This is a genomic window from Streptomyces sp. LS1784 (assembly GCF_020103755.1).
In the GTDB taxonomy this organism is placed as follows: domain Bacteria; phylum Actinomycetota; class Actinomycetes; order Streptomycetales; family Streptomycetaceae; genus Kitasatospora.
In genome coordinates, this window is record NZ_JAHSQD010000631.1 from 1 (window position 1) to 4,467 (window position 4,467).

Consider the following 4,467-nt stretch of genomic DNA (forward strand, 5'->3'; position numbering starts at 1 on the left):
ACGGCGACCGCCCCGGCGACGCCCGCGCCGGCACCGGCCAGCAGCCCGGCCCCGGCGGTGCCGAGCAGCGCCCGCCGGGTGAAGCCCGCAGGCCCCGTCGAAGCGTGGTCCATCGACACGTCCGCCACCCCGCTCATCCGATCTTGAACTGCTGGGTCGGGGTGGTCTGGTCGATGTCGGAGGAGCGGATCTGCACCGACACCACCCAGTTGCCCGCCAGCGGCAGCTGCGCGGTGCCGCTCCAGCGGCCGGTGCCCTCCGGGGTGAGCGCGACCGGCAGCGGGCCGAGGTCGCGGTCCGGCAGGGTGAAGGCGAGCTGCACCTCGGGGACGTCCACCGGCTGACCGTCCGCGCCGTCCAGCGCCAGCTTCACCTCGTTCGGCCCGGTCCGGGCCGGGTTGAGGGTGACGATCGCGGTGCCCTTGGCGTTCGGCGTCCGGCCCTTGGTGTCGTACGGGAGCTTGAGCTCGACGGTGCGACCCGGCTCGGTCTGCGCGGCCGCCGCGGCCCCGCCGGCGACCGGAGCGTCGGCCGCCCCGGCCTTGACCTCGCCCGCCACCCGCCCGGGCGGGGAGTTGGTGAGCATCGTGGTGACCACCAGCACCGCCACCGCGACCAGCGCCTCGACCAGCACCGAGCGGCGCAGCCCGGCCCGGGTCGGGGTCAGCCCGCGGTCGCGTCCGGCGCTCTGCCGGGCTGCCAGCTGGCGCTCCAGCTGCGCCTGCCGGACCGGGTCCTCGCTGTGCGCCGCCACGGCGACCGGCTCCGCCGGTTCGGCCGGTGCGACCTCCACCGCCTCGGCCGGGGCCGAGCGCAGCCGGGCGAGCCAGGAACGGGAGACCCAGGCGACGCCGAGCATCGCGACCACGCAGCCGCTCTTCACCAGCAGCAGCCGTCCGTACTCGGTGCCGGTCAGCGCGCCCCAGCTGCCCAGGCCCCGCCAGGACTGGTAGATCCCGGTCGCGGCCAGCACGGCCACCGAGCCGAAGGCGATCTTCGAGAAGCGGTCCACCACCTCAGCGCCGACGCCCTCGCGCAGCGCGACCAGCAGTGCGGCCAGCCCGCCCAGCCAGAGCGCCATGGCGATCAGGTGCAGGACGCCGAGCGGCAGCGCCAGCCAGACCTGGATGCCCACCGAGGCGTGGTCGGCGCCGACCCAGGTCGCCGAGAGGGCGACCGCCAGCACCAGCCCGGCCACGCCGAGGCCGAGCCGGACCTCGTGCTGCGGCCGTTCGGCGGCCCGCCGCTCCAGCGCGCGCAGCTCGGCGGCCTCGGCGTCCTCCTCGGAGCCCCCGGGGCCCCCGGACCCGTTCTGCTCCCCGTCCAGCGGCTCCGGGGCGACCGGCCGCGGCGTCTGCCCCAGCTGCCCGACCAGCAACGACAGGAACACCCCGCCCGCCGCGAGCAGCAGCAGCCGGGCGGCCAGCGCGGTGCCGATCCGCTCGTCCAGCGTGGCGCGCACCAGCGACAGGTCGAAGGCCTGCCCGACCCCCGAGCCGCGCTCGTACGGGCCGCGCAGCATCAGCACCGCGACGGTGGAGACCAGCAGCGCCGTCCAGCCGGTCATCAGCAGCCGCTGCACCCGGCGCCGGGCGGTGCCGGCCGGCCAGCAGACCAGCACGAAGGCGGCGACGCCGACCAGCAGCGCGAAGGCCGTGTAGGCGACGGTGCGGCCGGTGCCGTACAGCGCCGCGACCACGCCGTCGGCGTCGGCGCCCTGGAGCGCGGTGGCCGACACCGAGGTGTCCGAGGGCGCGCCGATCGAGAAGGTGAACGCCCCGCCGACCGGGTGCGAGTCGTCCGAGACGGCCCGCCAGGCCACCGTGTACGTGCCGTTGGCGAGTCCGCTCCGCAGTCCGACCCGGGCGGTGTTGCCCTTGCCGTCGGCGTGCGCCGGGTTGCCGGTGTCCACGGCCTTGCCGGCCGGGTCGAGCACCCGGACGGAGTCGCCGGAGAGCGAGACGGACTCGCTGAAGGTCAGCGTCACCGCCTGCGGGGCGGTGGCGACCACCGAGTTCTGCCGCGGGTCGGTGGAATCCAGGGTGGCGTGCGCGGAGGCCGGTCCGGCGCCCGCGAGCATCAGCGCGAGCAGGGCGCCGAGCACTCCGAGCACCCCGGCGATCCGGCGGTGGGTGGCCTTCTCCAGGCCGGCCGACAGCATGGTGGTGGTCCCCTTAACTCTGGCCGGGGCGGTAGGTGAGCTCCTTGACCGGCACCTTGACGGAGATGGTGCCGGACTTGGCGAAGGTGAGGTCGAGCTCCAGCTCGTCGCCGAGGACGGGGGCCTTCTGCCATCCCATGATCATGAGGTGGTTGCCGCCGCGGGCGAGCTGCAGGGCGCCGTGAGCGGGGACGTCCAGGCTGTCCACCTGCTCCATGGTCGACGCGGTCGAGCGGTGCATGGTGACCGACTCGGCGGCCGGGCTGGTCACCTTGAGCAGCTGGTCCTGCCCGCCGTCGTTGCGGACGGTCAGGTAGCCGGCCGCCATGCCGCCGGCCGGGGGCAGCGGGATGTAGGAGTCGGCGACGCTGAGCCTGGCCGGGCCGCCGGGGGTGCCGTCCTGGCCGCCCGTGCCGCCCCCCGTCCCGCAGGCCGCCAGGATGGCGCCGCCGCCCAGGGCCGTCGCGACGACGGCGCCGAGCAGGGCGCTGCGGCGGAAGCGGCGGGTTCCGGTCTGCGCCGAGGTCACGCCGCGACCCCCTTGGCGAGCAGCGGCAGGTCGTGCTCGTAGGTCTTCTCCTCGGTGCCGCTCATGTAGAGCACGTGAGCCTTGTCGTCCGAGGGGAGGAAGGCCAGCACCTGCGCGCCGTGGGTGGAGGTGACCGTGCCGTCCGTGTTGACCACCGGGTCCTCGATCATGATGCCGAGCGACTTGGCGGCGGTCTTCACCTTGGCCAGGTCCCCGGTGAGGCCTATGAAGTCGCTGCCCATCGAGTCCAGCCAGGTGCGCAGCACCTTGGGGGTGTCGCGCTGCGGGTCGGTGGAGACGAAGACGATGTTGATCTTCTGCCGGTCCTCCGGGGAGAGCGCCTTCATCGCGACGCCGATGTCGCCCATGGTGGTCGGGCAGACGTCCGGGCAGCTGGTGTAGCCGAAGAACAGCAGGGTGGCCTTGCCGCTGGTCTGCTGACGCAGGTCGAAGGGCTGGCCGGAGGTGTCGGTCAGCTGGAGGTCCGGCTTCTCGAAGTTCTTGGCGAGCTTGGTGCCCTGGTACGGGGTGTCCTCCTTCTGCCGGGTGACCTTGGCGGCGGTGGAGTCGCCGCCGGAGGAGCCGCAGGCGGAGAGGGTCAGGGCGGCGGCCAGCGCGAGGGCGGCCGCGCCGGCCAGACGGGTGGTGCGGGTGAGCATGGGAGTTCCGATCGTGCGCGGTGGACCGCCGGCGGGCCGCACCCGGAAGGGGGGCACGGCCCGTCGGCACGGGGGATCAGGAGGCGGAGCCGCCGCTCTTGCGGCGCAGGCCGAGTACGCCGACGGCGGTGCCGATCACACCGACCACGATGCCGACCACGCCCAGGGTGCGGGCGGTGGAGTCGCTGGACTTGGCGTCGCCGGAGGCGGCGGTGTGGTCGGAGCTGTCACTGTGGGCGCCTGCGGCCGGGGAGGCGGTGACGCCGTGGCCGTCGCCCTCGGCGGCCTTGGTGAGCTTCAGGACGGGCGCGGGCTTGGCCGGCTCCGGCTGGCCGTCCTTGCTCTCGTCGATCCAGCGGGCGACGTCGCCGTTGTCGTAGGTCTGGAGGGTCTTGAAGACCAGGTTGTCGGTGTCGGTCGGCAGCGGGCCGAGCGAGACCCGGAACTCCTGGAACTGGCCGGGGGCGATCTTGGTGCCGGCGTCGGCGGTCCAGGTGATCTTGGAGACGGCCTCGGTGACGTCGTTGCCGTGCACCTTGATCGGCTTGTCGAGCTTGGCCTTCTCGACCGTGGCGGTCCAGCCCGGCAGCGGCAGGGTCCGGACCGAGGCCAGCGGGTGGTCCAGCGGGAGGTTGACCTCCAGCTTCACCGTGCCCGCCGTGTCGCTCTCGTTCGGCACCCGGAAGTCGACGGCCGTGTAGCCGCCCTGGGCGGCCGCGCCCGGGTTCACGGTGACGTGCGCGAAGGCGGGGCCGGCCAGCGCCACCACGGAGGCGGCGGCGGTGAGGGCGACGGCGGCGAGACGGCGGGCGGGAAGGGAACGCATGATGTGGGGTCTCCGATCGGAGCCGGCGGCAGCCGGTACCGGGCGACGGGCGTGAGCCGTGCCGCGGGGGCCGCGCGCGGGGACGACGTGGGGGCAGAGCCTCGGGCCGCCCCGGTGGTCGGGGGAACGGCCGGACGGTGCGCACACCGGGCACCCGGTACGGCCGCAGGGCCGCCAGGAAACGCCGGTCAGTACGCGAGGGCCCCGCACGGCGGGCCGCGCCGCACCACGCTGTGCCGCAGCACGGCACCTGCCGGGAGCGGGCTCTCCCCGCCTCGGGCGCCGAACCGGC

The 4,467-nt window shown here is 74.9% G+C and carries 4 protein-coding genes; all 4 read right to left on the reverse strand.

Translation table 11 applies throughout. From position 1 onward, the window contains the following. Nucleotides 1-133: 133 nt before the first annotated feature. The gene (locus tag KS423_RS39340; protein WP_224284527.1) at nucleotides 134-2,161 is read right to left on the reverse strand and encodes a FixH family protein; all 2,028 of its coding nucleotides are present in this window, start codon (nucleotides 2,159-2,161) and stop codon (nucleotides 134-136) included. Between the two features lie 13 nt (nucleotides 2,162-2,174). Beyond that, entirely contained in the window at nucleotides 2,175-2,690 is a 516-nt protein-coding gene (locus tag KS423_RS48250; RefSeq protein ID WP_224284528.1) for a copper chaperone PCu(A)C, read from the reverse strand. After that, on the reverse strand, nucleotides 2,687-3,349 hold the full coding sequence (locus KS423_RS39350; RefSeq protein ID WP_224284529.1) for an SCO family protein: 663 nt from the start codon (nucleotides 3,347-3,349) through the stop codon (nucleotides 2,687-2,689). Before KS423_RS39350 ends, KS423_RS48250 begins: the two co-directional genes overlap by 4 nt. A 76-nt stretch (nucleotides 3,350-3,425) precedes the next feature. Beyond that, nucleotides 3,426-4,175, reverse strand: a complete 750-nt coding sequence (locus KS423_RS39355; protein ID WP_224284530.1) for a YcnI family protein — start codon at nucleotides 4,173-4,175, stop codon at nucleotides 3,426-3,428. Between the last annotated feature and the right edge of the window lie 292 nt (nucleotides 4,176-4,467).